This is a genomic window from Mesorhizobium sp. C432A (genome assembly GCF_030323145.1).
GTDB lineage: Bacteria > Pseudomonadota > Alphaproteobacteria > Rhizobiales > Rhizobiaceae > Mesorhizobium.
Genome location: NZ_CP100470.1, coordinates 2,817,718 through 2,841,274, shown reverse-complemented (window position 1 = coordinate 2,841,274; position 23,557 = coordinate 2,817,718). Strand labels below are relative to the sequence as shown.

Here is a 23,557-nt window from a genome sequence, read left to right as displayed (position 1 = left end):
CCGCAGCTCGGCGGCCTTGATCACCCGTTGCAGCCCGCCGACGTCACGAAATGACGGACGGGCACCAGGAAGTCCCACGGGTTGCCTCTTCACGCCAGCACGCCTGTGCCACCGTCGCTGCCTAAGAGGCGGCGACGGTGGCCGCTTGAAGCAGAACCCGCGCGCCGGTAACCGCGTGGGCAGGCTCCACATATTCCGCCTCGTTGTGGCTCAGCCCGTCACGGCACGGCACAAAGATCATCACGGCAGGCGCCACCCGGGCGAGGAACAGCGCGTCATGGAATGCACCCGAGATCATCTGTTTGTGCGGCAGCTGTAGGGAATTGGCGGCCTCCTCGACGGTTTTGACCATATCGGGAGAGAATGCCGCCCCCGGCATGTCGAACGACCGCCTGATCGTTACCGTGCAATGCTGAGCTTCTGCCTCCGCCGCGCATACCTGGCGCAGTTCTGCTTCGATGGCATCGAGCCGCTCTACCCGCGGATGCCTGATATCGACGGCGAAGACCACAGACTGCGGTATGGCGTTGATCGATCCCGGCTGGGCGGTGACCCGGCCCACCGTCAGCCTTGCGCTGCTGTCGAACGGCATGATGGTCGTCTGGAGCCTGTGAATCGCGGCAACGGCCGCGACCATCGGATCCCTACGGTAGGCAAGGCCGGTTGTACCGGCGTGACCGGCGGCGCCCTCAATGCAGACCTCCAGCCAGCGCGTACCTTGCACGGCTGTGACGATACCGATCGGCAACCGCTCCTTTTCCAGCGACGGTCCCTGTTCGATATGCAGCTCGATGTAGCCGGATATCGGCATGCCGAGGGGGCGAAGGGTTGCCTCTGGCAAGGCGGAGATCGTTGCCCCGAGCTCCTCTGCGAGGGACGCACCGTCGCTGCCGACTATGGACCGCCATGCGGAAATGTCGGCTCCGGTGAAGGCCATGGAGCCCATGACACCCGGCGTAAACCGGCTGCCCTCTTCATTGGCCCAGGCGACGACCTCGATCGGCATCCGAGTCTCGGCCCTCGCGTCCTCCAGCGCTTCGAGCGCCTCGAAGGCGGAAAGCGTACCGAGCGCTCCATCGAAGCGCCCGCCGGTCGGCTGGCTGTCGAGGTGGCTGCCGATCAGCAGCGGCGGCAGGGTGGCATCCGTGCCATCGCGGCGGACGAAAAGGTTTGCCATGGCGTCCTGGAAAACCGCGAAGCCGCGCGCGAGCGCCAATTCCGCCAACAGGCGCCGGGCGCCGCGATCCTCAATGCTGAACGCCTGTCGGTTTACGCCACCGGCTGGCGTCGCGCCGATCCGGGCGAAGGCATCGAGCCGGCCCAGCAGCCGCTCGCCGTCGATCTCCGGCACTAAAGTCACCGCTTGAGGCCGCGGATGAAGGCCTTCACCCGTTGCGGATCGACCTGATTCCACCACACTCCATCATGTTTCAGCGAGCTGGCGACAATGACGCCGTCGACGATGTCCAAGATATCGTTGGCGTTGTCGGGTGTCACCCCGCTGCCGACAAGCGTCGGCAGTCCGGCGGCGTCCTTGATCATCCTGATGTAGCTGAGGTCGGCGGCGTGGCCAGTGCGCTGGCCGGTGGCGATCACCGCGTCGGCATCGAAGAACACGAGGTCCTTGACCTGCTCCTCGATCGGCCGGTCGCCGACGATCGCGTGGGCGCCATGCTTGACATGCGCGTCGGCGAAGATGCGGATACCGTTGGCCCGAAGCCTTGCGCGGAAACGCATGGCGCGCGCCGCTTCGCCTTCGATAAAGCCCTCGTTGGCGACATAGGCGTTGGCCCATTGATTGACGCGCACGAAGGAAGCACCGGAGGCACTGGCGATCGAAAGCGCGGGAATGGAGGCATTGGCAAGCACATTGATGCCGATCGGCCGGCCGAGTTCTCTGCGGATCCGGTCTGAGACGACAGACATGTAGGCGGAGGTTTCCGGCCCGATATCATCCGGCTTGGAAAACGGCACGTCACCATGGTTTTCGGCGATCACGCCGTCACACCCTCCCTGCAAATAGGCTTTGGCGTCGTCGAGGCCGCGTTGATAGATGGCCTCGATCGCCTCGCCATGGTAGCGCGGCGCCCCCGGCAGGGGGGCGAGATGAACCACGCCGATCACCACCTTGCTTCTGCCGAAGATCGACTGCAGCGCATCATTCGTCACCTGGCCGACGGGTTTGGGGATTGTGTCATGCGGTTTCCGCTTCTGTCGTTTCCATGAGCAGTTTCATCTCCCGCCTGCCGGGGCAGGACTCAAGCGTGCCGGCGCGCCCGACAGAGATGGCTGCGGCGCGGACCGCAATCCGCGCTGCCGCGAGGAGTTCCATGCCGGCCGCAAGGCAACCAGCGAGGCAACCGCAAAAGACGTCGCCCGCGCCGCTGGTGTCTAGCACGGCCACCCTGGGCGCCGCGATCCGGTCGATCCGTCCTTCGCCATCGGCGACAAGGCAGCCGAGTGCGCCAAGCGTCACGATGGCAGCGCCGGCGCCCTGACGGATCAAGTCGCGGGCCGCCATGGCAGGGTCGCCAGCCCCGGTCAGTTGCGCCGCTTCGCCCGCGTTGGCGATGACGACGCTGACGTCGCTCAAGCCCGGTGTGTGGTCGGCCGCAAGCGGGCTCGGATTGAAGATCGTCATCGCTCCCGCGCCGCGCGCCACCTTCAGGCAAGTGGCCGTGATATCCGGAGCCAGATTGCCCTGAAATACCACGATATCGCCGCGTTCGATCGCTCGGGTAAAACCGCTGTCGGCCATAGGATTGTACGCGGCGGCGCAACTGGCTCCGGTGACGATGAGGTTTTCGCCGCGCGCATCGACCATGATCGTCGACCGATCGCTGGGCAGTGGCAGTACCGCCAGATGGCTGGCATCGAGATCGCGGCTCAACTGCTCTGTGATCCAGGCTCCGGCGGGATCGTTGCCGATCGCGGCACGGAAGCGAACATCGGCTCCGGTGCGCGCCGCGGCCACCGCCTGGTTCGCACCCTTGCCGCCAAGTCCGTCAGCATGTTCCGATGCGTTCAGCGTCTCGCCTGCCGCCGGAAACCGGTCCAACTGAAAGGTTGTATCGACGCAAACATTACCGACGACATGGACGCGCATGGCTAATCCCTGGCCGTTGCCCAGCCTAGCATCTGTTCGAACAACGTCTTGTAGCCATTCCAGGCGATGAAGCCCGGCGGCAGCCAATGCGGCCCTACATCCGAGGTCCAGGCGACAGTGCGGCCCCGGCCATATTTGCCGGCCACCAGCAGTGGCAGCGAACGGTAGTCGGAGGACACGGTGGCGAGAACTTCCGAACCGTCCTTGACCGTGACCTCGTTGAAGCCAAGCAGGATCGGCCAATCCTTGCCGAGGCCCTTGAGGATCGGATGGGTCTGCGGGCCGACGACGACCGGCGCATAGCCTTCTGGAACCTCGACACGGTCGTCCACCGGCAGGCACATGACCGGCAGAACGTCCTCAACCGGCGTCTTGTGATAGCGCGCGCCGCCATTGATGCCCTGAAAGCTGTAATAGCCGCCGAACATCAACAGGCCGCCGCCATTGCCGACATAGTCGCGCAACAGGCGCAGCCGGTTCGGCGTTGGTTTGGAGTGGATCCAGGTATCGGGGTGAAGCAGCAGCGTGTTGGCCCCAAGATCGGAGAGCACGACCGCGTCATAGGCCGAAAGCGCTTCCATGGTCTGCGGGAAGTTCCGCTGTGCCTCATGCGCCGGCATGAAGGTGACGTCGAACAGGCTGTCCTTCAGCGCGGCCAGCAACTCATCGGCACCGGTGTGATATGTCACGGTGGGAAACTGATCGAAGCCTTTGATGTGGGTCGCGGTCGAGACCCAGGACTCGCCTGCGAGAAGAACCTTCTTCCTGGACATGTAGTCTCCCTATCTTGTTTGGAGCCGCGGCTCAGAGGCCCTCGGCGAACACAGTCTTTGGATTGTCGATGAGCATCGTGTCGATTGCCGACTGCTCGACACCATGGCGTTTCAGTCTCGGCACGAAATGCTTGAGGATGAAGCCGTAGCCGAAACCGCCGAAGCGGGTCAGCATGATCTTGAGAAAGACGTCCTGCGACAGCAGAATCCTGTCGAGCAGTCCCATATCGATCAGCGAGCGGATCGCCCGCGCATTCTGCTCGTCGGACGGCGACTGCGCATCCTGGTCGGCATAGTAGAAATCCATGCCGATCATGTCGTATTCCAGGAAGGCGCCACGCGCGGCGAGGCTTTGCTGGTAGGCAAGATCGTTGTGGCTGGGGTTCATGTGGCAAAGCACCGTATGCCGGAGATCGGCGCCTTCTGCCTCGACCACGTCAAGCACATCATGCGCCAGCCGCTCCCAGCCGGGCAGATGAATCGTCAGCGGCACGCCGGTCATCTTGGCCGCACGGGCGGAGGCCCGCAGCGACTTGCGCTCCTCGTCGGTAAAATCCTTGCTGACGCCAACCTCACCGATAATGCCGGCAATGATTTCGGGCTGCGCCGACCCGCCGCCGACATCATTGACGAGGAATTCGGTGACGTCGTCAACGTCCATCGCTTTCAGCCAGACGGGATGGGTGTGCTGCAGGTAGAAGCCCGTCCCCATGACGATCCGCAATCCAGAGGCGCGGGCGATGCGCGCCAGCTTCACCGGATCGCGGCCAATGCCAATGTTGGTCGCATCCACCACGGTATGGCCGCCGAGCGCCCGGTATTTCGCCAACTCCGAAAGGGCTAGGTCGCTGTCCTCGAGCGAGACGTTGTCGCGGTTCATGTAGGGGTTCATCCGCAACTCGCCGATGATCTCCATGCTGACCGGCTGCTCGGCGATCTTCGTCTCGTCGGGATGGCAAGGGCATTTCCACGACGTCGCGCCATCGAGCAGTATGTGTTCATGCATCAGCGTCACGCCCATATCGGCAATCGCAACCGGGCCGGTAACGGTCATCACCGTGCCGGAGCGAACACCGATCGGTGCCCGTTCCCTTGGCTTGTCGTCGAACAGATGATCCATGTCAGCGGCTCCGCGTTGCGCCCTTGAACAGGCGGAAATTCAGCCAGATGGCAACGAGGATGATTGTGCCGGTAACGATCGGCGTCAGGAAGGGCGACATATGCGCAAGGATCAAGCCGTTGCCGATGACCGCGACGGTCAACGCGCCGAGCACAGTGCCGATGATCGTACCGCGCCCGCCGAACAGACTGGTGCCGCCAAGCACCACGGCGGCGATGACATCGAGCTCGAACCCCTGGCCGGCATTCGACGAGCCGGAACCGAGCCGGGCGGCGAGGATGATGCCGGCCACCGCCGCCGCCATGCCCGACAGGATGTAGACGAAGAGCGTCATGAAGCGCGTATCGACACCGGCTCGGCGCACGGCCTCTGTATTGGCGCCGATGCCGGTGACATAGCGGCCGAACGGCGTCTGGTTGAAGGCGAGATAGGCAATGATCAGCACGACAAGGGCGAGCAGCGCCGGTACCGGCACGCCGAGAAACCAGGCCCTGCCGATGTTGACGAAGAAGCTGGTCGGTTCGACCGGGATCGAATAGCCGCCGGTGATCAGCAACGCCACGCCGCGGATGACGGAGAGCCCGGCAAGGGTGACGATGAAGGGCGGTATCCGCTCGTAGGCGATGAAGAAGCCGTGCAAGGCGCCGATCGCAGCACCAAGCGCCAGCATGGCAATGACGACCAGCGGCCATGGCAGGTCGGCCTGCAGGAAAACCGCCGACAGCGTTGCCGTCAGCGCCAGCACGGAGCCGACCGAGAGGTCGATGCCGCCGGTGGTGATGACGAAGGTCATCGTGGCCGCAACGATCAGCAGCGGCGCCGACTGGCGCGCGATGTTGAGCAGATTGGGCGTCGTCAGGAAGGAACCGGTGATCAGCGAGAAGACCACGCAGACGACGATGAAGAACAGCGCAATCGAGACGACGCTGCCATTGGCTAACGCCACATCCTTCCACGTGCTGTTGTGAGCGCGTTTGGGCGAGGCGCCAACACCGGCGGAGGTAACGTTCATGGTTGGACCCCCTCATCGCGGCTTGCGCGGGCCGAGCGCGCGGTGAATTTGCGGCCGACGATCAGGTTGACGACCTCCTCGATGCTGGTCTCGCCGATCTTGCGCTCGGCGACATTGCGGCCTTCGTACATGACCTGGATACGATCGCAGACCAGGAACAGGTCCTGCAGGCGATGGGTGATGAGGATGACGCTGACACCACGGGCGCTGACGGCGCGGATGAGTTCCAGAACCGCCTCGACTTCCGCCACAGCAAGGGCGGCCGTCGGCTCGTCCATGATCAGCACCGAGGGGTCGAAAGAAGCGGCGCGGCCGATGGCGATCGACTGGCGCTGGCCGCCGGAGAGGTTTTCGACCTTGAGCTTGGTATCGGCAATGACGATGCCGAGCCGGTCGAGCATCTGGCGCGTCTCGCCATGCATGCGCTTGTTGTCGAGAAAGGGGACGCCGAGAACGCGGCGACGCGGTTCGCGGCCGAGGAAGAGATTGCCCGCCACATCCACCGTGTCGCAGAGCGAAAGGTCCTGGTAGACCATCTCCACCCGTGCGGCGCGGGCATCGGCCGGCGACGAGAAAGACACCGCCTTGCCATCGATCTCGATGGTGCCGGCATCAGGAATTACCGCACCGGACAGGACCTTGCTCAAGGTGGATTTGCCGGCGCCATTGTCGCCGACCAGGCCGAGCACTTCGCCAGGCTTCAGGTTCAGCGAGACATCGTCCAGCGTCTGGATAGGGCCGTACCGTTTGGAAATACCGGTCATCCTGACGCGGTAGGTCTCGCCATCGCTCATCATGGTTCCAATTCTCTGGGCGCGACATGTTCAATCGGTCGCCGGGCTGCGCAGGCAACCCTCGGGTCAATGCGCAGCCCAGCGGTCCGGGGAGGATACTACTTGAACATGTCCTTGAACTGGCCGACATTTTCCTTGGTCACGATGGTGATCGGAACGTTGATGATCGGGTCGATCTTCTCGCCCTTCTTGAGCTTGACGAAAGCTTCGATGGCAGCCTTGCCTTCACCGGCCGGATCCTGCTGGACGACAGCGACCACCCAGCCCTCTTCGAGACCCTGCACCGCCGACTTGGTCAGGTCCCAGCCGAACACCTTGACGTCGCCCGTACGGGCCTGGCTGGAGACGGCGGAAACCGCGCCGAGCAGAGCCGGCTCGCCGGTCGCGTAAAGCGTCGTCATGTCAGGATTGGCGGTCATCAGGTTTTCGGAGGCGGACAGGGCGACGTCCTGGACGTTCTGGCCGTCGACCGTGTCGAGGAAGGTGACCTTCTGGCCGCTGTCGGTGACAGCCTTCTTGAAGCCGTCGAGGCGCTGGTTCTGGATAAACGAATTGAGCGCGCCAACGACGCCGATCTTGGCGGTGCCGCTCAGCTTAGTCTTCACGTATTCGGCGTAGAACTTGCCGATATCCTCGCCTGCCTTGGTGTTGTCAACGCCGACGAAGGCGACGTTGTCGCCATTTGGGATCTGCGCGTCAATCGCGATGACCGGAATGCCGGCGGCTTTGGCCGCGGTGATGGCCGGCTTCACACCGTTGACATCGATGGCGACGAGAATGATGCCGTCGACCTTCTGGGTGATGTAGTTCTCGATGGCGTCGTTCTGCGCGCTTGGTACATTGTTGGCGTTGAAGATGACGAGGTCGACGCCGGCAGCCTTTGCGGCAGCCGTTGCGCCGTCATTGATCTGGTTGAAGAACAGGGCCTGCTGGTTGATGGTCACCAGCGCATAGGTCTCGGCCATGGCGGAAGCAGAGCCGAGGGCGAGGGTCATGGCGATGGCTGCGGCGCAGCCTGAAAGGATCTTGGTAAGACGCATTCCGGTTCCCCTTGGTTTTCTCGAAAAGGCCCTTGATCGGGCTCACCTGGCGCCTGAGCGCAGAGCATATTTCAAGATGCTTGATTTCTTGTCAAGTGACTTGAATTGGCATCAACGAAGACAAATGAGGGCTCGCCCTATCAGAATGTTGCCGGCGTGTTCACCCAGAAAATGCTGGCGCGTTCGTCGCCGACATTGCGGTACCAGTGCGGCAGTTCGGAATTGAAGACGAAGGAATCGCCGGCCGACAGGCGAAACGTCTTTTCGCCGACCATCAATTCGATCGCACCTTCCAGGAGGTAGCCGACTTCCTCGCCAGCGTGCTGGATAGGGCCGGCGCTCTCACCTCCCGCCTCGATGTGATGGATGTTGCACTGCAGGAGATGGCCGGGCGAATACGGAATGACGCGCTCGAGCGAAATGCCTTCGCCGCGCCGAAGCGGATCGAGCGCGATCAACGGCCGCGATCCAGCCCGAAAGACGATGCCTTCCTCACCATCGGATTCCTCGAACATCCAGCCAATGTTGGTGCCAAGCACCTCGACAAGCCGGTGCAGCATGGGAAGCGAGGGCGAGACCTTGCCGTTCTCGACCTTGGAAAGCAGGCTTTCAGAGCAGTTCGCGGCGGCAGCTAGCGCCTTCAAGGTCAGCCCACGCGTCTGCCGGGAGAGTTTCAACCGTATGCCGAGCCGCAGAAGGCTGGTGGCGGTCGAGCGCTCGTCGCCGCCCTTGCTGTTTTGGGTGTCCATCTTGTTCATTTGGGGACGCGAACATCTCCGCTGGTTGGGCTGACTCGTAAAACTGATCCCAGGCGTTGTCCATCCTGTGAAAAACGGACGATGCATCCAATCGACTCGGCTGGGCTTTTCAAAACCATCATCCCCGACCAAACGCTACGACGCCTTCGGCGCATTTGCGAGTAACTGCCCGATGCATGCCGCAGAGGTACCGTCATCGACCACTGATACCACAGCAAGATGCCTAACTCCTCGGGAGGGCCGCGTTAGCTGAGCGTGAGCAACTCGCCTCGCGCAACTCCCACAAGCGTGTGGCTGGCGCGCGGCCACCCGGGGAGCCTGTTTGGGATTCACCTGAACTACATTCCCGGCAGCTTCCGCCCAGGGACCGGTCCGGGATCGCCGCCGATTCTGCCGAGGAGCAGGCGTTCCTGGATAACGGCGTCGCTTTCTCGACCGAGGAAGGCGTCTATGCGTCGCTGCAGGCGACCAAGCCGCAGACGCTCGCCTTCGCGCTCAGCGACAGCCCGCCGGGCTGGCGGCATAAGACCGCCGCTTGCCAGCTGACCGATCGGCGTCATACGCGATCGCGTATACATCAATTTTATACGCAACCCCGTATGTTACGACTAATACGCGATCGCGTATATTGCAGACGTGGAGACCCATCATGACAGACCAGATCGCTCGCAACGAAAAACAACTCGGGGCCATCCTGCGCCGCGCCCGCAAGAACGCCGGGGCTCACGCAAGGCTCGCTCAGCAACCAGATCCACCTGCGCCCTGGCGCTATCGGACGAAGGAGCGTTTGGTCAGCCTGCCTACTCCCAATCAGCCGGGATTTAAGGAGGCAGACCAGGCAGCGGTCGAAGGCCGAAAAGTCCCCAAGGCAACCGTCGTCCAAATGCCTGGTGCCGCCCTGCCAGGCACATTTGGAGCGGCCTTTCAACGGTTGAAGATCTCAGTCAAGTGGTTGGCGCTTGACGAAGCCAGCAAGCGCAAGAACACGCGGCTGATTGAAGAATTTCTGGAACTGCGGGTGGTCCCAGATCACCCACTGATTTGGCGCGACGTACCGGTTAAGAACCTTAGACGTATCCATATTGAAGAGCTTCTTGGCCGCTTCATCGCCACACCCCATAAGGCCAAGCACCTGCTGGTGGGCATACGCAAGCTGGTCTATATAGCACTGCGACAAGATTGGATCAAATCGATCCCACAGCAGCGGTCGAGTGGCGCCCGGCCTATGTCGGTTGGAAAGCCTGGTCGCGCGAAGCGATGGCGCAATTTGAAAACCGTTGGCACTTGGGCACCGCAGCACGCACTTGCTATGGTTTGGCGCTTTGGCTCGGCAGCCGCCGCGGCGACGTCGCGGGCCTGCGCTGGGACCAGAGGGTCACCAGCCGTGTCTTCATCGATGGCGTCGAGCGTCACTTTGACGGGTTTGATATCGTCCAGGCCAAGAACAAGGGACGAACAGGCGGCAAACGGCTTTTCGTGCCGATCACGCCGATGCTGTCCGAGATCCTGGATGCGGCTGACAGGCGCGGCGAGACCGTCTTGGTCAACGCCTATGGGGAGCCCTTCTCCGCCAAGTCCTTGACTGGAATGATGGCGCATTGGTGCAAGCTTGCCGGTCTTCCGAAGGGCCTTACCCTGCATGGTTTGAGGAAATCGCTCGGTGTTTATCTGGCGGAGGCCGAGGCCTCCACCAGGCAGATGATGGACGTCCTCGGTCACGACGATATCGATCATGCGGAGCTCTATTCGCGCGAGCATAGCAGGTACAGCTGGCGGTCCAGGGGATCGAGTCGTGCGGCTGGTCACGCGCAAGCCGATGCTTGGCGAACCTGTTGGCGAACCTCGTGGCGAATCACCCTATAACACATTGATAAATAACGATAATGGTGGGCCCGGAGGGACTCGAACCCCCAACCAAGCGGTTATGAGCCGCCGGCTCTAACCATTGAGCTACAGGCCCCACGCGCGCTGGATTAGTGTTTTTCCTTGCGCGGCACAAGGCTTTCCGGACGGGCTGGCCGAGATCGCCCAAATCAGCCCATATTCGCGCCCTAGTCGACAGGCGCGACTGGATCGCACATCGAGGAGATTTTCATGACCAGACATATTTTGCCGCTCGCACTTGCCGCCGCGATCGCTTTTCCGGCGATGGCAAGCGCTGCCGATTCGCTGCCCCCGCCCCGCATCATCGTGTCGGGTGAAGGCCAGTCGACCGTGGCGCCCGACCTGGCGCTGCTGACGCTCAGCGTCATGCGCGAGGCCAAGACCGCACGCGCGGCACTCGACGCCAACAACGACGCCATGGCCGCCGTGATCGCGGCAATGAAGTCGGCAGGGATCAAGGATCGCGACCTGCAGACCGCCGGCATCCAGATCAACCCGCGTTACAATTACACCAACAAACCCGACGGCAGCCAGGAAGCCGAGCTTGTCGCTTACCAGGTGACCAACACACTCTCGGTGCGCATTCGCGACATCGACAAAACAGGTGAGGTTCTCGACAAGGCTGTGTCGCTCGGCGTCAACCAGGGCGGCGGCATTTCGTTCTCCAACGAGGATCCGAAGGCTGCCGTCACCGAAGCCCGCAAGAAGGCGGTCGCCGATGCCATGGCCAAGGCCAAGACGCTGGCCGAAGCCGCCGGCGTCAGCATCGGCCGGGTGCTGGAAATCACCGACCAGAACGTTGCGCCGGCGCCGATGCCGATCAATGCCAAGGCCTTCGATGCGGCAGGCGCCGCGGTTCCCGTGCAGGCCGGCGAGAATGCCTACGCCGTGCAGGTAACAGTGACATTCGAGCTTAAGTAGCAGGCCGCCGGGCCGGGTGCGGTTCTGCTGAACCCGTCGGCCGGAACCGCTATCGCCGACATGAAAAACCCCGGAGGACTGGCCTCCGGGTTTTTTCGAGCCGCACCCTTCCGCGGAGGGAAAGGGGCTCCTGGCTGACCCTAGAAGGGTCATGCCGCTACTCCAGGTACTCCAGGCTGATCCTGGCAGAGGAACATGCCTCCGGATCGACCTTCGCAGAAGGTCGTATCCCAGACTGATCTTCGCAGAAGATCAGTCTGGTTCTCTTAGCGATAGATAACCGGGCAGCCGCGCTCATTGGCGAACACGACCACTACGCGATCGCCATACTGGCGGCCGGCGACCTTCACCACGCGGCGATTGACATCGACGATGCGGACGCGGTGCAGGCCCATGCGCTCGGCCTTGTCGAGGGCGCGGTCCGGCGAGCAGCGGCGCCAATTGCGGTCACGGCGAAAGCCGTCCTCATCGTCGCCGGTGTAGACGCCGACGCGGCGGTCATGGTTGTTGCCGAAGCCGAGATAGATCGAGTCCGCCTGGGCGGGCACTGCGGCAAGGGTGCCGAGAGCTACGAGACCCGAAAGGGCTGCCGTCTTGAATGAGTTGAACATTGTCTTCTCTCCTTGTTGAGGGCTTGCGCCCGTCTTGGTCGAACCGATGGGGGGAGAATGCTCCTTGCAATCTGAACTCTTCGCGAACCGGCCGTTCATTTTCGGTTAATCTGCCCGACAGGTCAAAAGCAACCGCCCCTTCCACCGCTGCAAACGATCCTGACCGTCAAAAACGTCCAATGGCGCGGAACGCCCTATGGCAACGTCCGTTCCAGAATGCTCAGGGCTCGTCGTCGAGCATATAGTCGAAATAATCGTCCGGCTCGGCCAGATCGGTCTCACTGGCGCGGACGCGGCCGCGCATGGAGATGCCGGCATCATGAACGGTCTCGGCACTTCCCGACACCAGCCTGTGCCACCAATAGAGGTCGTGCCCCTCGGCAACCAGCCGGTAGGCACAGGTTTTCGGCAGCCACGTGATGGTGCGCACATTCTGCGGCGTCAGCCCGACACAGTCCGGCACGCGCGCCAGCCGGTTGGCATAGTCCGAACAGCGGCAGCTTTGCCCATCGAACAGCCGGCAGCCGACTGATGTCCAGTAGATCTCGCCGGTATCCTCGTCCTCGAGTTTAGACAGGCAGCATTTTCCGCAGCCGTCGCACAGCGATTCCCACTCGGTGGGCGTCATCGCTTCCAGCGTCTTGGTCTTCCAGAACGGCGTTTCCATTATGGGTCGAGATGTGGCCTCCGCATGCGGCAAGGTCAAGCTGTTGTGTGACTTCAAGTTCCGGCCGCACCATAGGAAAAACATGAAGTTGCCTTCAAAACGCCGGTCAATCGTCCTTGGGTGCGGGTAATGCCTGCAAACCGGAACCAATCCGGTCAAGGACAGTTTGGGCAGGGATGGGACCCCACAAGGAGAATTTAAGATGAAACGCCAACCACGGGTACTGGCAGGTACGGCACTTGGCCTGCTTATGGCATCCGCGCCGTTGGGCGCATCCCCGTTGCAGGGCAACGCCGTTTTCGGCCCCTTGCAGCACACGGCCGCGCCACTGATCCTGGTCCAGGACGACCCTGCTGCAGATGGTCAGCAGACCGACCAGGAACTGCCGCGCAAAAAGAAACGCCAGCAGGCCGAACAGGCAGCGCCGGCCGCCGAGCAGCCTGCACCGGCTGCAGAGCAACCCGCCCCTGCCGCCGAGGAACAACAGCCGCGCAGGAAGAAGCGGGATCAGCAGCAGACCGAGCAGGCCCCGGCCGAACAGGCCGCACCTGCCGCCGAGGAACAGCAGCCGCGCAAAAAGAAGCGCAATCAACAGCAGCAGATCGAGGCGGCGCCTGCGGATGAGGGCGGCGCCCAGGCAGCGCCGGCGACCGATGAGCAGCCGCTCAAGCCACGCAAGAAGAAGCGTGACCAGCAGCAGATCGAGGCAGCACCGGCTGAACAACCGGCCGAACAGGTAGCTCCGGCAAATGAAGAACAGCCGCTAAAGCCACGCAAGAAGAAGCGCGACCAACAGCAGATCGAAGCGGCGCCCGCTGAACAGCCGGCCCAGCAGCCTGCCGAGCAGGCAGCGCCCACCGAACAGGTGGCGCCGGCAAACGACAACAAGTCGGGCAAGAAAAAGCGCAAGCAGGATCAGCAGATTGAGGCCGCGCCTGCCGACAAAGCGCCAGACGTCAAAGTTGCGCCTGCCGGAGAGCCCGCGCCGCAGGCCGAGCCGATTCAGCCCCCGGCCGATCAGCAAGCGGCTCCCGCCGAAGGTGAACAGCCGAAGGATCAGGCGAAAAAGCACGGCAAAAAAACTGTCGGCGAACAGCCGGTGACGGGCGAACAGCAGCCTGCGACCGGTGAACCACAGCCTGCGGAGCAACCGGCCAATGCCGAGCAGCCCGCGCAACGTGAGACGCCGGCGCAAGGCGAAGCCACGGCCAACCCCGACGAAGCACCCATCCTGGACAGCCAGAAGGATGCCAGGCGCAAGCACCGCAAGGACCAGGGCGGCAACAGCCAGAATGGCGACGGCCAAAATGGGAACGGCCAGAATGCTGGCGGCCAGACGGGCGAGCAGCCCGCGCAGGGCGGCACCGAGGCGCAAGCCCCGAAGCCGGCTCCGGTCGACCAGGGACCGCCGCCCACCGACGACAAGTCAGCTCAGCAGGCAATTCAGCCAGAAAAGATCGCCCCGGTGACGGAGGAAAAAGGCAAACGCGTCGAGCGTGCACCCGATGAGAACGTCCGCGACCGCCGGCGTCCGAAAGGCGTCGACGTCGTCAAGGAACTCGGCGACCGCGTCATCCTGCAGTTCAACAACCAGACGATCGTGGAAAGCAATGACGCTCCGCGCATGCACCGCGGCGCCAGGAATGTTTACTATGAGGAACTGTCGGGCGATCGCTCTCGGGAAATCGTCGAGCGCGACAATGGCATCCAGATCGTCACCATCCGCAACCGCAATGGCGACGTCATCAGGCGATCGCGCATCACGCCGGATGGGCACGAATATGTGCTGAGCTATGTCGACGAGCGCAGCTATGACGACGACAATGACTGGCGCGATCCCGGTGACGACCTGCCGCCGATGCGGCTCACCATCCCGCGCCGCGAGTACATCCTCGATTCGGAAGATGTCGAAAGCCCGGACGATTATTACGAGTTCCTCGAACAACCGCCGGTGGAGAAGGTCCAGCGCCTCTATTCCATCGACGAAGTGAAGCGTTCGGCGCGCGTGCGCGACATTGCCCGTCGCGTCGACCTCGATACATTGAACTTCGAGTTCGGCTCGGCCTCGATATCCGACGCCGAAGTGCAGAAACTGGAAGGCGTCGCCACGGCCATGGAGAAACTGTTGAAGAAGAACCCGGCCGAAACCTTCCTGATCGAAGGCCACACCGATGCGGTTGGCACGCCGGAAGCAAACCTTGCTCTGTCCGACCGGCGCGCTGAGTCTGTCGCCGAAGCGCTGACCAATGCCTTCGGGATCCCGCCGGAAAACCTGACCACTCAGGGCTATGGCGAGGAATACCTGAAGGTCAACACCACGGCGCCCAACCGCGAGAACCGCCGTGTCGGCATCCGTCGCATCACCTCGCTGGTGGCACCGGTGGCGAGTAACAATTGATCTGCTTTCCAATGGCTTGAGCAGCTTTCTGGAATCAGATCGACAACAAGGACCCATCCCGGCAGATCGGGATGGGTCGAGCTGCGGACAGCAATCCCGGTTCAGCAAGAATTGTACTGGTATTAGAACCGGCTCATTGAATAGAGCGGCCGCCCTCCCCAGATTCAAGCCTGGGCGTTCCCTGCCCCGTCCCGACTCCAGCGGGATGCATTGAACCCCGCCGGCCCTCCCGGCGGGGTTTTTTTGCGTCGCAATTTGCCTTGCAAACTGCGGCAAGCTGATCGAAATACCCCAGTCGACCTCAGAAAGCTGACCGGAACCGCTGCATGAAACGTCTCGAACTCGCCATCGAATCGATCATCCTCGCCTCACGCTGGCTGCTGGTGGTTTTCTACATCGGGCTGGCCCTGGCGCTCGCCGTCTATGCGCTGTCCTTCGGCAAAAAACTCTACGAGTTCGTCATGGTCGCCTTCACACTCGACGACACCGACACCATCCTGAAGATGCTCGGCCTCATCGACGCCGCACTTGTCGCCTCGCTGGTGGTGATGGTGATCATCTCCGGCTACGAGAATTTCGTCAGCCGCTTCGACGACCAGGATGGCGGTGTGCACTGGCTGGGTACGATCGATGTCGGTTCGCTGAAGGTCAAGGTCGCCTCGACCATCGTCGCTATTTCCTCGATCCACCTGTTGCAGGTGTTCCTGAATTCGTCTTCCTATACGATCGACCAGCTGATGTGGCTGACCATCATCCACCTCGCTTTCGTCGTCTCGGCGCTGATGCTGGCCTATATCGACCGGCTGATGGGACTGAGCAAAGGCAAGAAGGGCGAGGAGTGATGAGCCCCTTTCTCCCCGTTCATGGGGAGGTGAGGCTGGTCCGCACAGCGGGCGAAAAGCCAATTGCTTGGTTTTTCGAAAAACGCCGGCAGGTGGATGAGGAAGCAGCGCCGTCGGCCCGTGATTTCCGTCAGTAGATGCTTTTGACGTTCGTCGGCGAATTGGCAAATACCGCGTCCGGCACGAAAAAGTCGCCGGCCAGCGGCCCGGTCGCGCCTGGCGCGTAGGCCGCGAAATCGGTCACGCCCTCGGCCCGCAGCACCTCTTCATCGATGTAGAAATTGCCTGATGTCTCGCGCGATGGCCGCAGGAAGATGGCGTGTGCGGCATCGGCCATGATGTCGGGCAAGCGGCTCATCGCCGCGACCGTCGCGCCACCGAGCAGATTGCGCACCGCCGCCGTGTCGATGGTCGAGATCGGCCACAGCGAATTGACCGCGATGCCGTCCTTGGCAAACTCGGCGCTCATCCCCAGCGTGCACATCGACATGCCGAACTTGGCCATGGTGTAGGCGACGTGGTTCTTGAACCATTTGGCCTTCATATCGAGCGGCGGTGCCAGATTCAGAATGTGAGGATTCTCAGCCAACTTCAGGTGCGGAATGCACATTTTCGACACCAGGAAAGTGCCGCGCGTGTTGATCTGGTGCATCAGATCGTAGCGCTTCATGTCGGTCTCCAGCGTGCTGGCGAGCTGGATGGCGCTGGCATTGTTGACGCAAATATCGATGCCGCCGAACTTTTCGACGGTCTTGGCAACCGCCTCGGCCACCTGCGCCTCCTCGCGGATGTCGCACAAAACAGGCAGCGCCTTGCCGCCGGCCTGCTCGATCTCCTCAGCTGCCGAGTAGATCGTGCCCGGCAGCTTCGGGTGCGGCTCGGCGGTCTTGGCCGCGATCGTCACATTGGCGCCGTCGCGCGCAGCGCGCAGCGCGATCGAAAGACCGATGCCGCGCGACCCGCCGGAGATGAACAGCGTCTTTCCCTTGAGCGACATGTCTTGGCACCTCCCTTGCTACATCACTGACGCGAACCATTGCGCGGCGGCAATGCACTGCGCAAGGCCTCGGCAGCCTGCAACGGGTTACGCAACGTAGGCTCAAACGGAAAAGGGGGTTAGACCAGCACCAGGCCCTGCCGCATCGCGATCGCGATGGCATCCGTGCGGTTCGCAGCACCCAGCTTGATCAGGATCGCGGCGACGTGGAACTTTGCCGTATGCACGGAGATGTTCAGCCGCCGCGCGATCACCTTGTTGGGCGCGCCTTCGGCGAGCAGCGCCAGCACTTCCGTCTCGCGCGGTGACAGCGCTGGTCGGAGGGCGGCGCCGTCGTCAAAAGATTCCTCGCCAAACAGCCCGCTATCGGTTTCAGTTCCGCTCGCTATGTGATCGAAACCGCCATGACGATCCGGCGTCGAACGCCCATCCCTTGACACCCGGTAGCCGGCCGCCGCCAGTCTGACGGCAGCCGCGATCAGATTCGCATCCGACGCCAAAGGCAGCACGGCAAGCACCCGGTTTTCCGGCCGGCCAGCGCTCGCGGATAGCAGCACCCGTGGGATTGCGCTGTTGCCACCATCGGCCCGATCGAGCCAGGCCGCACTGTTCGCAACAGCGTCATCGACGACAGCGACGTCGACAATCCCGCTGCCGGCCACGACCGGAAGCAGATCGTCCGCCATCGCAAGCGAAGCCGACAGGCGCTCGGCACGCGCGGCATCGTGCAGCGCGATCAGCACCACGAGCTGGCGTCCGCCGCCCGCCACCTCCGGCCCACCCGCCTCCGATCCACTCGCCTCCGGCCTTGTCAGCGTCTCGCTTTCCATCGGCCCTCTCAGCTCAGCGGCTTTTCACCGACGGTCAGCGCGACATCGCGCTGCTCGCCGCCGCGCACCACGCCGAGCGTCACCGCGGCACCCGCGCTATCCGGCCCGAGCTTTCGGATCAGTTCGCGCGGGCCGTGCACGGCCTCGCCATTCCACGCCACGATGATGTCGCCCAGCGCAAGGCCGGCGGCCTTGGCCGGACCATTGTCGTCGAGGCTCATGACCATGGCGCCGCGCGCCGCGCCGTCACGGATCGGGTGCAGGCCGGCGCCGAGATAGCCGCGCGCGACATGGCCCTTTTCACGCAGCGTCGCCACGGCCCGCTCGACCGTCTCATAAGGCATGACCAGCGCACGACCACGCGGCCCGAACAGCAGCATGCCGATCAGCGCGCCCTTGGCGTCAAGCACCGGCCCGCCCTCGAAACGGCCGCCGGCATTGACGGCGAGATTGATGCGCCGATCGATGGTGCCGCCGCGCATCGAGCGCCAGGCGGGGCCGACCTCGCCGACCGAACCCGAGACGGCCAGCGCCGAACCCTGACTGCTGCCGATGGCGATGGCAAGATTGCCGGGCCGTACCGCGTCAGCCTTGGCGAGCGCAGGCGCCGCGACCGCGCCGGCCGGCTTCAGAAGCGCTACGCCGGTCGACGGATCGCGACCGACCAGTTCGGCCTTCACCGCTTCGCCCGAAGCCAATGTCAATTCGATCTCCTCACCGGCCTCGACAGCTTCCTCGGCGGTGACGAAATAGCCGTCACGCCAGTGGAAGGCGCTGGCGGTGCGATGGTGATGGGTGGTGAAACTTGCCGTTGCCGGCGCAGCCTTGGCGGCGAGATCGGCGATGGCCTCGGAAAATGCATTAAGGTTGAAGTCACTCATGATGATCTCCTGGGTTTTCTCATGCCCCAGATATCGCTCGGCAGTGCGCCCGGAGGTACTCGTCTGACGGCTAGTTACTGGTTTGACTGGCCATCTGGTCAGGTCGCGGCAGTTCGAGCCGCTCCGCACATATAGTCATCATCGCGCCTGAAAACACGGAGCCCCGCCAATGGCCCTCGCCGCCCACAAATTCGAGACCGACGACACACTGCTCGACGCCTATTCGACGACAGTCGCCGACGCCGTCGACCGCATCGGCCCAGCCGTCTGCCGCATCGAGCGCGTCGGTGGCCAAGGTGGCCATGGCTCCGGCTTCGTCATCACCCCGGACGGGCTGGTCGTTACGAATTTCCATGTCGTTGGCGATGCCAAAACGGTGCGCGTCTCTATGCCCGACGGCGCCTCCAGCGAAGGCCGCGTGCTAGGCCGCGACCCTGACACCGACATCGCGCTGGTGCGCGCCGATGGCAGCTTCACCGAAGTCGCGCCGCTCGGCGATTCCAAGCGGCTGCGGCGCGGCCAGATCGCCATTGCCATCGGCAATCCGCTCGGCTTCGAATGGACCGTAACGTCAGGCGTGGTCTCCGCACTTGGCCGTTCGATGCGCGCCTCGACCGGGCGGCTGATCGACGATGTCGTCCAGACCGATGCCGCGCTCAATCCCGGCAATTCCGGCGGACCGCTGGTGTCGTCGGCAGGCGAAGTCATCGGCGTCAACACCGCCATGATCCACGGCGCGCAAGGCATCGCCTTCGCGGTCGCTTCCAACACCGCCAACTTCGTCATTTCGGAGATCATCCGCTTCGGCCGCGTGCGGCGCGCCTTCATCGGCATCTCGGCCGACACCACCAGTTTGCCGCGCCGCGCAGCGCTCCTGTCGCAGGTGACCACCAGTACTGCGGTGCGGCTGCGCAGCGTCGAGAAAGACGGACCCGCGGCGAAGGCCGGCCTCAGGGAAGGCGACATCATCGCGGCGATAGACGGTCGCCCGGTCACCGGCGTCGACGACCTCGTGCGCATGCTCGACGCCGAACGCATCGGCCGCGAGACGCTATGCACAGTGGTGCGCCGCACCGGCGTCAGCCAGGTGACGGTGACGCCGGTAGCAAGGGCGAGCTGAGCCTTTATCGAGGCTTGAGCACCCGCCCGAGCAGCGACACCAGCAGTCGCGCAAGGTCACCGGTCGGGTCGAGGTCGGGATCGTAGATCGTCATGTCCAAGCCGGTGCAGCGCTGGTCCGCTGCCAGCGCCGACAGAATGGCAACGAGTTCATCGGGGTCGATGCCGGGGCTGCCGGGCGAATCCACCGCCGGCATCACCGTCTGGTCGAGCACATCGACATCGAGATGCAGCCAGTAGGGACAGCCGGCGCGCGCCAGCGTCGCTCTTGTCTTTTGCAACACTCCAGCCGCGCCGAGTTCCTGCGCGGCAAAGACGTCGATGCGCGTCACGGCGGTCGCATTGATGTCGGGCCAGGCAAAATCGGCATCGCGGCTCTCGCGTTCGCCGATCTGAACCACCGCATCGTCGGTGACGAGCGGACCGACAACACCTGGCCATTGCGCCAGCAAAGCCTCGCCGCGTCCGGTGGCAAGTGCCAGATCCATGCCGGCAACCGAGCCGAGTGAGGCATTGACATCGTAGTTGCCGGGATGGCGGAAATCGCTGTGGCCATCGAAATGGATCAGGGCGACTGCGCCCGAGCGCCGCGCGGCGACCAGTGCGCCAAGCAGGATCGAGCAGTCGCCGCCGATGATCAGCGGGAACTCGCCTTGCCCAAGCGCACCGGTGACGATCTCGGCAAGATCGAGGTTGAAGCGGCGGATCGCCGGACCATTACGCAGCCTAGTGCCCGGTTGCGGTTCGGTACTGTAGGCGGGTCTGTCGAGATCGACCACCCGCCCCGGCGCCAGCGACTCGATCAAACCAGCTTCGCTCAGCGCCTGCGGCGCACGCCAGGTGCCGGGCACATGGCCCGGCTCCAAGGGCCGAAGGCCGAGATTGGATGGCGCACGAACAAGGCAGATGTCACGCATGCGGCAGGCCCAGCTTCAACATCACCAACATAGACCGCATGGTGCGGGTCCGGCCACAGCGGCCGGAGCCGCTGCCGACATTTGCTGCCATCGTTCAGGCGCCCGCCGCGCCCGCCGCGAATTGCGCCTGAAATTCCGGGCTGAGCGGGATCGGCTTGATGACGTCGATCAGCACGCCATTGGGATCCCTGGTGATGAAATGGCGCTGGCCGAAGGGTTCGTCGCGCAGCGGGCACAGGATCGGCAGGCCGGCCGCAACGATCCGTTCATAGACAGCATCAGGATCCCTCACCTCGAAATTGATCAGCAGCCCCGATGTGCGGCCGCGCCCCCCCTCGGGGATCGTCTCGTGGTCGCCCTGGACGATACCGAGATTGACCCGGCGATCCTCGGCAGACTGCAGATGCACATACCAGTCGCTCGCAAACAGCGGCTTGAAGCGGAAGTGATTGATATAGAAGGCTTTTGTGCCGGCTACGTCGCCCGTCATCAGCACCGGATAATAGCTCGTCGTCTTCATCTTTCTTTCTCCCGTCAGCCAACATACAGTTTGCATGTAATTCGAAATAACATACAGGCTGCATGTATGCAACGAGAAACCCCGCGCCGCTCCAACCGCGACCGCACCGAAGCGACGCGCGCCGACCTGATCGCCGCGGCGCGCAAACTGTTCATCGAAAAGTCCTATGCCGAGACCGGCACGCCGGAGATCGTTGCGGCCGCCGGCGTCACCCGCGGCGCGCTCTATCACCACTTTGCCGACAAGCAGGCGCTGTTTGCCGCCGTGGTCGAGCAGGAGGCGGCGGCGGTGGCGCAAGAGATCGAGCGCGCCTCGCCGCCTTCTTTGTTTGCCCGCAATGCGCTGATTGCCGGCTCGGACGCCTATCTCGCCGCCATGCGCGCGCCCGGCCGCACGCGGCTTTTGCTGCTCGACGGGCCGGCCGTGCTTGGCCGCGCCGCCATGGATGCGATCGACAATCGCCACGGCAACCGGTCGCTGCGCGAAGGCCTGGTTGCGGCGATGCGCGAACAGTCGATGACCAGACTGCCTGCCGATGCGCTGACCGCTTTGCTCGCCGCCGCCTTCGACCGCGCAGCACTTGCCGTCGAGGCCGGCGCCTCGGCCGAAGACTATCGCGCCGTGCTCATGGCTCTGATCGATGGGCTGTCTCCGGCTCGCCCTCAGGCAGGTCGTCCGGTTCGAACTCGTTGAAGCAGCCGAGCTGGCGTTTGAACTGGTCGATCAGCCAGGCCGCCGCCGGTTTCGGGCTGCGGTCGGCGCGGTGCATGGCATAGAGCGATGAGCGCACCTCGCTAAAAGGTTCAAGGTCGAGTTCGACCAGCCTGCCGCTGGCCAAATCGTCCGCGATCAGCCAGCGCGGCAACCCGCCCCAGCCCAGCCCCTCGCGCATCAACGTATGCTTGATACGCACATCTGTCAGCCGCCATGTACGATAGGCAAAGACGCCGAAGTCGCGTCCCTTGGTGCGTTCCGACTGGTCGCTGACAACCAGCTGGGTGTGCTCTCGCGCATCCTCGAGCGCCACCGGTTTCGGCAGCAGTGCCAGAGGGTGGGTGGGGGCGGCAGCCAGCACGATCGACATGAAGCCGATGCGCACGAGATGCACGTCGACCTCGCCCAGCAAGCCACCGATGCCAAGATCCGACTGTCCGCTGACGACATGGTCGGGGATCAGACCGAGCGTGCCGATATGCAGTCGCATCATCACGGTCGGGAACTGCGCCTCGAACGCCTTCAGCACCCGCACCAGCACTGGCGAGGGCAGCGCCGCGTCAACCGACAGCGCAACTTCAGCCTCCAGCCCCTGATGGTGACCGTCGGCACGCGAACGGATGCGCTGCAGCATGCCGACCATGCGCCGGGCGTCCTCCAGCATCGCCCGGCCGATTTCGGTCAGCTGCGGCTCGCGCGTGCCCTCGCGCTCGAACAGTTTCAGGCCAAGCTGCGCTTCAAGATTGGCGATGCCGTAGCTGATGACGGACTGCGCGCGGTTAAGCTTGCGGCCTGCGGCTGAGAAGCTGCCGGTGTCGGCGACCGCAACCAGGATCTGCAATTGGTCGAGCGTCGGATTGGGCTGCACGGTATACCTACTTTATGGATGGATCATATAGATAATATACCAGTTTTTTGAATGGGTCGGTAGGCCCATATCAGTCGGGAGAAATCAATTCCCACTGGAGAGAACCGCTATGTCTATCCTGCTTGTAACCTCGAGCCCGCGCGGCGCTGCCTCGCACTCGACCCGTATCGCTACCGAATTCGCTGAAAAGCTCGTCGCCGCCGACCCGTCGAATACGCTCGTCGTACGCGACCTCGTGGCCAACCCGCTGCCGCACATCGACACCGATTATGCGACCGGCATCTACACCCCCGTTGAAGCCCGCACGCCGCGCCAGGCCGAAGTCGTCGGCGTCTCCGACATCGTGCTTGACGAACTGTTCGCAGCCGACACCGTGATCCTGGCCACCGGCTTCATCAACTTCAACATCTCCTCAACCCTGAAGTCCTGGGTCGATCACATCTCCCGCTCCGGCAAGAGCTTCTCTTATGGCGAGGGTGGTCCCAAGGGCCTCGTCACCGGCAAGAAGGTCTATATCGTACTCGCCTCGGGCGGCATCTATTCCGAAGGTGCGGCCGTGCAGTTCGATCACGCCATCCCCTATCTGCGCGGCGTGCTCGGCTTTCTCGGCATGACCGATGTCGACGTCATCCGCATCGAAGGCGTCGGCATGGGCCCTGATGCCGTCACCGCCGCACTTGCCAAGGCGACCGCCAAGGTCGATGCCGTGGTGGCCAAGACCGCGAGCGCGCAAATCGCCGCGTAAGCACACCCCGTCATTCGCATTGAAAAGGCAGGCGCTTCGG

25 protein-coding genes and 1 tRNA gene are annotated in these 23,557 nt (G+C 63.3%); 7 read left to right on the top strand and 19 right to left on the bottom strand.

Annotated elements, in window-relative coordinates; translation table 11 throughout:
* Positions 1-121 precede the first annotated feature (121 nt).
* The 10 genes from NLY33_RS13795 to NLY33_RS13750 all read right to left on the bottom strand — a co-directional run bounded on the left by NLY33_RS13795 (position 122) and on the right by NLY33_RS13750 (position 9,780).
* Positions 122-1,360, bottom strand: coding sequence for a Zn-dependent hydrolase (locus tag NLY33_RS13795; protein ID WP_023707684.1), 1,239 nt, complete (start codon positions 1,358-1,360; stop codon positions 122-124).
* Positions 1,357-2,169, bottom strand: a complete 813-nt coding sequence (locus NLY33_RS13790; RefSeq protein WP_286439848.1) for a BtpA/SgcQ family protein — start codon at positions 2,167-2,169, stop codon at positions 1,357-1,359. Before NLY33_RS13790 ends, NLY33_RS13795 begins: the two co-directional genes overlap by 4 nt.
* Positions 2,170-2,194: 25 nt before the next feature.
* Positions 2,195-3,106 carry a ribokinase gene (locus tag NLY33_RS13785; protein WP_023707682.1) on the bottom strand — a complete coding sequence of 304 codons (912 nt, stop codon included), beginning with the start codon at positions 3,104-3,106 and terminating at the stop codon, positions 2,195-2,197.
* Positions 3,107-3,108: 2 nt separating this feature from the next.
* Positions 3,109-3,879, bottom strand: coding sequence for a glutamine amidotransferase (locus NLY33_RS13780; protein ID WP_023705820.1), 771 nt, complete (start codon positions 3,877-3,879; stop codon positions 3,109-3,111).
* Positions 3,880-3,910: 31 nt separating this feature from the next.
* Entirely contained in the window at positions 3,911-4,999 is a 1,089-nt protein-coding gene (locus NLY33_RS13775; RefSeq protein WP_023707681.1) for a phosphotriesterase family protein, read from the bottom strand.
* A 1-nt stretch (position 5,000) separates the two neighbouring features.
* A complete protein-coding gene (locus NLY33_RS13770; protein ID WP_023705822.1) occupies positions 5,001-6,011 on the bottom strand; it encodes an ABC transporter permease in 1,011 nt (336 codons plus the stop codon).
* Complete coding sequence (locus NLY33_RS13765) at positions 6,008-6,808, bottom strand: ATP-binding cassette domain-containing protein (RefSeq protein ID WP_023713118.1); 801 nt, start codon at positions 6,806-6,808, stop codon at positions 6,008-6,010. Before NLY33_RS13765 ends, NLY33_RS13770 begins: the two co-directional genes overlap by 4 nt.
* A gap of 95 nt (positions 6,809-6,903) precedes the next feature.
* Positions 6,904-7,845 (bottom strand): ABC transporter substrate-binding protein, encoded by a 942-nt coding sequence (locus tag NLY33_RS13760; protein ID WP_023701800.1) that lies wholly within the window; start codon positions 7,843-7,845, stop codon positions 6,904-6,906.
* A gap of 140 nt (positions 7,846-7,985) precedes the next feature.
* Positions 7,986-8,603 carry a cupin domain-containing protein gene (locus NLY33_RS13755; RefSeq protein WP_023672469.1) on the bottom strand — a complete coding sequence of 206 codons (618 nt, stop codon included), beginning with the start codon at positions 8,601-8,603 and terminating at the stop codon, positions 7,986-7,988.
* Between the two features lie 940 nt (positions 8,604-9,543).
* A complete protein-coding gene (locus tag NLY33_RS13750; RefSeq protein WP_031195849.1) occupies positions 9,544-9,780 on the bottom strand; it encodes a hypothetical protein in 237 nt (78 codons plus the stop codon).
* Positions 9,781-9,917: 137 nt separating this feature from the next.
* Here NLY33_RS13750 and NLY33_RS13745 point away from each other — a divergent pair, with 137 nt between their 5' ends.
* Entirely contained in the window at positions 9,918-10,466 is a 549-nt protein-coding gene (locus NLY33_RS13745; protein ID WP_488473754.1) for a tyrosine-type recombinase/integrase, read from the top strand.
* Positions 10,467-10,487: 21 nt separating this feature from the next.
* Here NLY33_RS13745 and NLY33_RS13740 read toward each other — a convergent pair.
* Positions 10,488-10,563: transfer RNA gene (locus NLY33_RS13740), tRNA-Ile, on the bottom strand.
* Between the two features lie 134 nt (positions 10,564-10,697).
* Between NLY33_RS13740 and NLY33_RS13735 the strand changes: the two genes are divergently transcribed.
* On the top strand, positions 10,698-11,408 hold the full coding sequence (locus NLY33_RS13735; protein WP_023705824.1) for an SIMPL domain-containing protein: 711 nt from the start codon (positions 10,698-10,700) through the stop codon (positions 11,406-11,408).
* Between the two features lie 266 nt (positions 11,409-11,674).
* Here the strand turns inward: NLY33_RS13735 and NLY33_RS13730 are convergent, their stop codons facing one another.
* Together NLY33_RS13730 and NLY33_RS13725 are read right to left on the bottom strand one after the other, a co-directional pair.
* On the bottom strand, positions 11,675-12,019 hold the full coding sequence (locus tag NLY33_RS13730; protein ID WP_023672466.1) for a hypothetical protein: 345 nt from the start codon (positions 12,017-12,019) through the stop codon (positions 11,675-11,677).
* A 220-nt stretch (positions 12,020-12,239) separates the two neighbouring features.
* Entirely contained in the window at positions 12,240-12,686 is a 447-nt protein-coding gene (locus NLY33_RS13725; RefSeq protein ID WP_023672465.1) for a YcgN family cysteine cluster protein, read from the bottom strand.
* Between the two features lie 202 nt (positions 12,687-12,888).
* On the opposite strand from NLY33_RS13725, the gene NLY33_RS13720 reads away from it, so the two are divergent.
* Entirely contained in the window at positions 12,889-15,084 is a 2,196-nt protein-coding gene (locus NLY33_RS13720) for an OmpA family protein (protein WP_023705826.1), read from the top strand.
* 326 nt (positions 15,085-15,410) lie between these two features.
* Positions 15,411-15,926, top strand: a complete 516-nt coding sequence (locus NLY33_RS13715; protein ID WP_023672463.1) for a TIGR00645 family protein — start codon at positions 15,411-15,413, stop codon at positions 15,924-15,926.
* Between the two features lie 130 nt (positions 15,927-16,056).
* On the opposite strand, the gene NLY33_RS13710 is transcribed toward NLY33_RS13715, so the two are convergent.
* The 3 genes from NLY33_RS13710 to NLY33_RS13700 all read right to left on the bottom strand — a co-directional run bounded on the left by NLY33_RS13710 (position 16,057) and on the right by NLY33_RS13700 (position 18,634).
* The gene (locus NLY33_RS13710; RefSeq protein ID WP_023705827.1) at positions 16,057-16,923 is read right to left on the bottom strand and encodes an SDR family oxidoreductase; all 867 of its coding nucleotides are present in this window, start codon (positions 16,921-16,923) and stop codon (positions 16,057-16,059) included.
* Positions 16,924-17,042: 119 nt separating this feature from the next.
* Positions 17,043-17,753, bottom strand: coding sequence for a helix-turn-helix transcriptional regulator (locus NLY33_RS13705; RefSeq protein ID WP_198020319.1), 711 nt, complete (start codon positions 17,751-17,753; stop codon positions 17,043-17,045).
* Positions 17,754-17,761: 8 nt separating this feature from the next.
* On the bottom strand, positions 17,762-18,634 hold the full coding sequence (locus NLY33_RS13700) for a S1C family serine protease (RefSeq protein ID WP_023705828.1): 873 nt from the start codon (positions 18,632-18,634) through the stop codon (positions 17,762-17,764).
* 169 nt (positions 18,635-18,803) lie between these two features.
* Between NLY33_RS13700 and NLY33_RS13695 the strand changes: the two genes are divergently transcribed.
* Positions 18,804-19,754, top strand: a complete 951-nt coding sequence (locus NLY33_RS13695) for a S1C family serine protease (protein ID WP_023705829.1) — start codon at positions 18,804-18,806, stop codon at positions 19,752-19,754.
* Between the two features lie 4 nt (positions 19,755-19,758).
* Here NLY33_RS13695 and NLY33_RS13690 read toward each other — a convergent pair whose 3' ends face one another.
* Both NLY33_RS13690 and NLY33_RS13685 read right to left on the bottom strand, forming a co-directional pair.
* A complete protein-coding gene (locus NLY33_RS13690) occupies positions 19,759-20,670 on the bottom strand; it encodes an arginase family protein (protein ID WP_023705830.1) in 912 nt (303 codons plus the stop codon).
* Positions 20,671-20,764: 94 nt separating this feature from the next.
* The gene (locus NLY33_RS13685) at positions 20,765-21,190 is read right to left on the bottom strand and encodes a VOC family protein (protein ID WP_023705831.1); all 426 of its coding nucleotides are present in this window, start codon (positions 21,188-21,190) and stop codon (positions 20,765-20,767) included.
* 66 nt (positions 21,191-21,256) lie between these two features.
* Here NLY33_RS13685 and NLY33_RS13680 point away from each other — a divergent pair, with 66 nt between their 5' ends.
* Positions 21,257-21,883 carry a TetR/AcrR family transcriptional regulator gene (locus tag NLY33_RS13680; RefSeq protein ID WP_023691512.1) on the top strand — a complete coding sequence of 209 codons (627 nt, stop codon included), beginning with the start codon at positions 21,257-21,259 and terminating at the stop codon, positions 21,881-21,883.
* Here NLY33_RS13680 and NLY33_RS13675 read toward each other — a convergent pair.
* On the bottom strand, positions 21,816-22,772 hold the full coding sequence (locus NLY33_RS13675; RefSeq protein ID WP_023705832.1) for a LysR family transcriptional regulator: 957 nt from the start codon (positions 22,770-22,772) through the stop codon (positions 21,816-21,818). The genes NLY33_RS13680 and NLY33_RS13675 overlap by 68 nt on opposite strands.
* Positions 22,773-22,881: 109 nt before the next feature.
* Between NLY33_RS13675 and NLY33_RS13670 the strand changes: the two genes are divergently transcribed.
* Positions 22,882-23,517 (top strand): FMN-dependent NADH-azoreductase, encoded by a 636-nt coding sequence (locus tag NLY33_RS13670; protein WP_023689756.1) that lies wholly within the window; start codon positions 22,882-22,884, stop codon positions 23,515-23,517.
* Positions 23,518-23,557 lie beyond the last annotated feature (40 nt).